Below are 5,140 nucleotides of genomic sequence, written 5' to 3' on the forward strand. Positions count from 1 at the left end.
CGGACGGGCAGGACCGACACGCGACCGTAACGGAACCGTGACAGATCTCCAACCCCGTGCCGGGGTCCGACCGGGGTGAAAGAGGTCACACCTCGACGTCGCCGCAGGTCAGGGCCGCGCGGCCCCGGCAACAACCCGCGCACCGTGCAGGTGGGCCTCGGCGCCTCCGCGGCGGCCCTGTTCCCGCTCGGCGAGCCCGCCGCGGGCGGGTCCGGCGGCGGTGACGAGCCGAGCGACGGCCCGACGCCCACCCCGGGCACCGACGACGGCGGCACGCAGTCGTCCTCGACCGGCGGCGGCGGCATCACCGCGTCCCGCGTCGCGCAGCTCACCGTCAACGGGCTGGTGTTCGGCACGCTGCTCGCGCTCGCGAGCGTCGGCCTCTCGCTCATCTACGGCACGACGGGCCTGAGCAACTTCGCGCACGGCGAGCAGGTGTCGCTCGGCGGCATCCTCGCGTACGTCGGCACGCAGCTCGTCGGGCTCCCGCTCATCCCCTCGGCGATCATCGCGGTGCTCCTCGGGGCGGCGTCCGGGTGGCTCCAGGACGCGATCCTGTGGCGCCCGCTGCGCCGGCGCGGCGTCGGCATGATCCAGCAGATGATCGTGACGATCGGCCTGTCGATGGCGATCTCGTACGTGTACCAGTTCTTCTTCGGGGCCGGTCCGCTGCGCATCGTCACCGAGACCCCGACGTCCGTGACGCTCGGGCCGGTGCGCCTCACCGTCACGACGCTCTGGTCGATGCTCATCGCGGTCGTCGCGCTGGCCGGCGTCGCGTACTTCCTGCTGCGGACCCGGGCCGGTCGTGCCACGCGCGCCGTCTCCGACAACCCGGCCCTGTCCGCCGCGTCCGGCATCTCCGTCAACCGCACGATCCGCCTCGTGTGGGTCATCGGCGCGGGGCTCGCGGCGCTCGGCGGCGTGCTGGTCGGCCTCTACTTCGGCGCGACGTCGTGGTACTCGGGCGGCGCGATGCTGCTGCTCATGTTCGCGGCCGTCACCCTGGGCGGCCTCGGTGCCGCGTTCGGGGCGCTCGCCGGATCGATCGTCATCGGCCTCGTCGTCGAGCTGTCGAGCCTCTGGATCCCGACCGACATGCGCTACGCGTCGGCGCTCGTGATCCTCATCCTCGTCCTGCTGGTCCGGCCGCAGGGCATCCTCGGCCGCGCGACGCGCGTCGGATAACGGAGACACACCATGGACTGGTCACGCATCCTCCCGATCGTCCTCGGCGAGTTCTTCGCGCCGACGACCGCCGCGTACGCGCTCGCCGCGATCGGCCTCAACATCCACTTCGGCCTCACCGGCCTGCTCAACATGGGCCAGGCGGGCTTCATGCTCCTCGGCGCGTACGGCTTCGCGATCGCCACGATCGCGGGCTGGCCGCTGTGGGCCGCGGTGCTCGTCGCGATCGCCGCCGCGACCGTGTTCGCGCTCATCCTCGGCATCCCCACGCTGAAGCTCCGCGGCGACTACCTCGCGATCGTCACGATCGCGGCCGCCGAGATCGTCCGCCTCGTCGGGCGCTCCACGGCCCTCACGGACCTCACGGGTGCGTCGAGCGGCCTGCGCGGCAACCAGTACAAGCACACGTTCCAGGACGCCTCACCGTTCCCCGACGGGAACTGGGCCATCGGGCCGTTCGAGTACGCGGTCAACGCGTCGAACAGCTGGTGGCTGCGGATCGTCGGCTGGGCCGTCGTGCTGCTCGCCTGCCTGCTCGTGTGGCTGCTCATCCGCTCCCCGTGGGGCCGCGTGCTCAAGGGCATCCGCGAGGACGAGGACGCCGTGCGCTCGCTCGGCAAGAACGTCTACAGCTACAAGATGCAGTCGCTCGTGCTCGGCGGCGTGATCGGTGCGGTCGCGGGCATCCTGTACGTGCTGCCACGCGCCGTCCAACCCGACTCGATGGGCCGCTCCATGACGTTCTTCGTCTGGACGATCCTGCTGCTCGGCGGGGCCGCGACCGTGTTCGGGCCCGTGCTCGGGTCGATCATCTTCTGGGCCGTGCTGGCCTTCATCAAGATCACGATGCGCGAGGTCGTCCCCACGACGGTGCTGCGCAACGAGCAGATCGAGCAGTTCGGCTGGATCATCGTCGGCGTCACGCTGATGCTGCTGATCATCTTCCGGCCACAAGGCATCCTCGGCGACAAGAAGGAGCTCGCGATCAATGCCCACTGAGCCCTCAGCCGCCGCCCCCGTCGTCGCCACGCCGTCGACGGCCGCGCGCGACGCCGCGGTCGCCGCCCTGCGCGACGTGCCGCACGAGCCGGGCGCCCGCAAGCCCGACCCGATCCTGGTCGCGGACGACGTCCGCCGGCACTTCGGTGGCGTCAACGCCGTCGACGTCGACCACGTCGAGATCCAGCGCGGTGCCATCACGGCCCTCATCGGCCCGAACGGCGCCGGCAAGACGACCCTGTTCAACCTGCTCACGGGCTTCGACAAGCCCAACAGCGGGCGCTGGACGTTCGACGGGAAGTCGCTCGGCGGCGTCCCCGCCGCACGCGTCGCGCGGGCCGGCATGGTCCGCACGTTCCAGCTGACCAAGGCGCTCAACCGCATGACCGTCATCGAGAACATGCGGCTCGGTGCCACCGCGCAGCCCGGCGAGAACCTGTTCGCCGCGCTCGTCGCGCCGCTGTGGCGCGGCCGCGAGCAGGAGATCACGGCGCAGGCCGAGGAGCTCCTCACGCGGTTCAAGCTCGACACCAAGCGCGACGACTTCGCCGGCAGCCTGTCGGGCGGTCAGCGCAAGCTGCTCGAGATGGCGCGCGCGCTCATGGCGAAGCCGCGCATGATCATGCTCGACGAGCCCATGGCGGGCGTGAACCCCGCGCTCACCCAGTCGCTGCTCGGGCACATCCAGGCGCTGCGCGACGACGGCACGACCGTGCTGTTCGTCGAGCACGACATGCACATGGTCCGGCACATCTCCGACTGGGTGATCGTCATGACCGAGGGCCGCATCGTCGCCGAGGGGCCGCCCGAGTCCGTCATGCAGAACCCCGCCGTGATCGACGCCTACCTCGGCGCGCACCACGACACCGACCTCGGGGACGACGCGCTCCTCGACGACGCCGTGCTCGAGCAGCTCCGGGCCGAGGACGAGGAGGGGTCGCGATGAGCGACGCGATGGACGCCGTCACCCGGGACGACCACGACGCCGCCCCCGCCGACACGGCGGTCGCCGTCGGCGACCGGGCCGCGCTCCACCGCGGAGCGCCTCCCGGCGAGCCGCTGCTGGCCGCGACGGACCTCGTCGCCGGGTACCTGCCCGGCGTCGACATCCTCAACGGGTGCAACCTCGTGCTGCACCCCGGTGAGCTCGTCGGCATCATCGGGCCGAACGGCGCGGGCAAGTCGACGCTGCTCAAGTCGCTGTTCGGGCTCGTGCCCGTCCGCTCGGGGTCGGTCACGCTCGGCGGCGAGGCGATCACGAACCTGCGCGCCGACCACCTGGTGCGGCGCGGCGTCGGGTTCGTGCCGCAGACGAACAACGTGTTCCCCTCGCTCACGATCGAGGAGAACCTGCAGATGGGGGCCTACCAGGCGCCCCGGAAGTTCAACGAGCGGTTCGCGTTCGTCGCCGACCTGTTCCCGACGCTCGGCGAGCGCCGCAAGCAGCGGGCGGGGTCCCTGTCGGGCGGCGAGCGGCAGATGGTCGCGATGGCGCGCGCGCTCATGATGGAGCCGACCGTCCTGCTGCTCGACGAGCCGTCCGCGGGCCTGTCCCCCGTCAAGCAGGACGAGACGTTCCTGCGCACGCGGCGCATCAACAAGGCGGGCGTGTCCGTGGTCATCGTCGAGCAGAACGCCCGGCGCGCGCTGCAGATCTGCGACCGCGGGTACGTGCTCGACCAGGGCCGCAACGCGTACTCCGGGCCCGGCCGGGACCTCATGCACGACCCGAAGGTCATCCAGCTGTACCTCGGCACGCTCGCGACGGACGTCGAGAGCGCCGCGCGACGGCCCGACGACAAGGGCACGCCTCCCGCGGGCGTCTGACGGACGGCGGACGGCCCGCGGGGTGCTCCCCCGCGGGCCGTCGTCGCGTCCGCCTGCAGGGTCACGCGCCCCGCGTCGCTGCCTGGCGGGTCGCGTCAGCCGGCGTCGGTCGGGACGCCGCTCGTGCGTCCCGGCTCGACCTTGACCTCGCCGTGCGGTCGTCCGGTGATCCCGAGCTCGTCGGCGAGGAACAGGAACGCCTTCCCGTACGGGTGGTCGCGCACGTCGTCGCGCACGACGTCCCAGTCGATCTGCTCGCGCAGCGCCCGCACGATCGCGAGCAGGCGGCCGAAGTCGCACGCGTGCTCCCCCAGCACCCGCATCTTCGTCGACACGATCTGCGTCGCGCCCAGCACCGGCATGCGCACCGCGAGGACCTCGAGCTCGTCGCTGTGGTCCAGCAGCTTGCGCGTGACCGGCTCGCCGACCATGCGGAACAGCACGTCGACGAGCTGACCGTGGTGGAACGCCTTGAACAGCCAGTTCTCGGCGGGCTGCTCGACGATCAGCCCCGCCGCGGCGATCGCCGCCTTCGCGCGCTCGACGTCCTCCTCCGGCACCGCGAAGTCCGCGTCGTGGCTCGGCTCGGGCGCACCGCGCGCCCACGCGGCGTACCCGCCGACGAGCGCGAACGGGATCTGCGCGTCCGTGAGGGCGACCGCGACGAGCCGCAGGCCGTCCTGCAGCGCCGTGCGGTCGTCCGGCGGGTTCTCGAGGGCTCCCTGCACCGTCATCGGGCCATCCTTCATCCCGCCGCGCAGACCCGCAGGTCGACGACAAGAATCGCGAGGGTGCGACTCGCGACCTTCAACATCCTGCACGGCCGGTCCACCGTGGACGGCGAGGTGGACCTCGGCCGGTTCGCCGCCGCGGTGCGCGGCCTCGACGCCGACGTGCTCGCCCTCCAGGAGGTCGACCGCGACCAGCCCCGCTCGCACGGCGCCGACCTCACGGTCGTCGCGGCCGACGCGATGGGCGCGCCGCACCACCGGTTCGTCGCGACGCTGCACGGCGAGCCGGGCCTCTGGACGGCGGCGACGGGCGACCGCGAGCCGTCGACCGCCCGGTACGGCATCGCGCTCCTGAGCCGGCACCCGGTCCGCGAGTGGCGCGTCCTGACCCTCCC

Annotated in this window: 6 protein-coding genes; 5 read left to right on the forward strand and 1 reads right to left on the reverse strand. The window is 72.2% G+C overall.

The genetic code is table 11. The features are described from left to right. Positions 1–144 precede the first annotated feature (144 nt). Genes HGA02_RS09740 through HGA02_RS09755 form a run of 4 tightly spaced genes read left to right on the forward strand, consistent with a single transcriptional unit; the run spans position 145 to position 4,014 of the window. Positions 145–1,188 carry a branched-chain amino acid ABC transporter permease gene (locus HGA02_RS09740; RefSeq protein ID WP_343035418.1) on the forward strand — a complete coding sequence of 348 codons (1,044 nt, stop codon included), beginning with the start codon at positions 145–147 and terminating at the stop codon, positions 1,186–1,188. A 12-nt stretch (positions 1,189–1,200) separates the two neighbouring features. Further along, positions 1,201–2,187 carry a branched-chain amino acid ABC transporter permease gene (locus tag HGA02_RS09745; RefSeq protein WP_124342080.1) on the forward strand — a complete coding sequence of 329 codons (987 nt, stop codon included), beginning with the start codon at positions 1,201–1,203 and terminating at the stop codon, positions 2,185–2,187. Beyond that, a complete protein-coding gene (locus HGA02_RS09750; RefSeq protein WP_246247618.1) occupies positions 2,177–3,133 on the forward strand; it encodes an ABC transporter ATP-binding protein in 957 nt (318 codons plus the stop codon). Before HGA02_RS09745 ends, HGA02_RS09750 begins: the two co-directional genes overlap by 11 nt. Continuing rightward, positions 3,130–4,014, forward strand: a complete 885-nt coding sequence (locus tag HGA02_RS09755) for an ABC transporter ATP-binding protein (RefSeq protein WP_246247619.1) — start codon at positions 3,130–3,132, stop codon at positions 4,012–4,014. The genes HGA02_RS09750 and HGA02_RS09755 overlap by 4 nt, the downstream gene beginning before the upstream one ends. Before the next feature lie 95 nt (positions 4,015–4,109). On the opposite strand, the gene HGA02_RS09760 is transcribed toward HGA02_RS09755, so the two are convergent. Beyond that, a complete protein-coding gene (locus HGA02_RS09760) occupies positions 4,110–4,748 on the reverse strand; it encodes a nucleotidyltransferase family protein (protein ID WP_168678839.1) in 639 nt (212 codons plus the stop codon). A gap of 57 nt (positions 4,749–4,805) precedes the next feature. Here HGA02_RS09760 and HGA02_RS09765 point away from each other — a divergent pair. Beyond that, positions 4,806–5,140, forward strand: a 335-nt coding sequence (locus tag HGA02_RS09765; RefSeq protein ID WP_343035419.1) for an endonuclease/exonuclease/phosphatase family protein, incomplete at its 3' end; no start/stop codon positions are given.

It is taken from the genome of Cellulomonas septica (genome assembly GCF_012396155.1).
Lineage (GTDB): Bacteria > Actinomycetota > Actinomycetes > Actinomycetales > Cellulomonadaceae > Cellulomonas > Cellulomonas septica.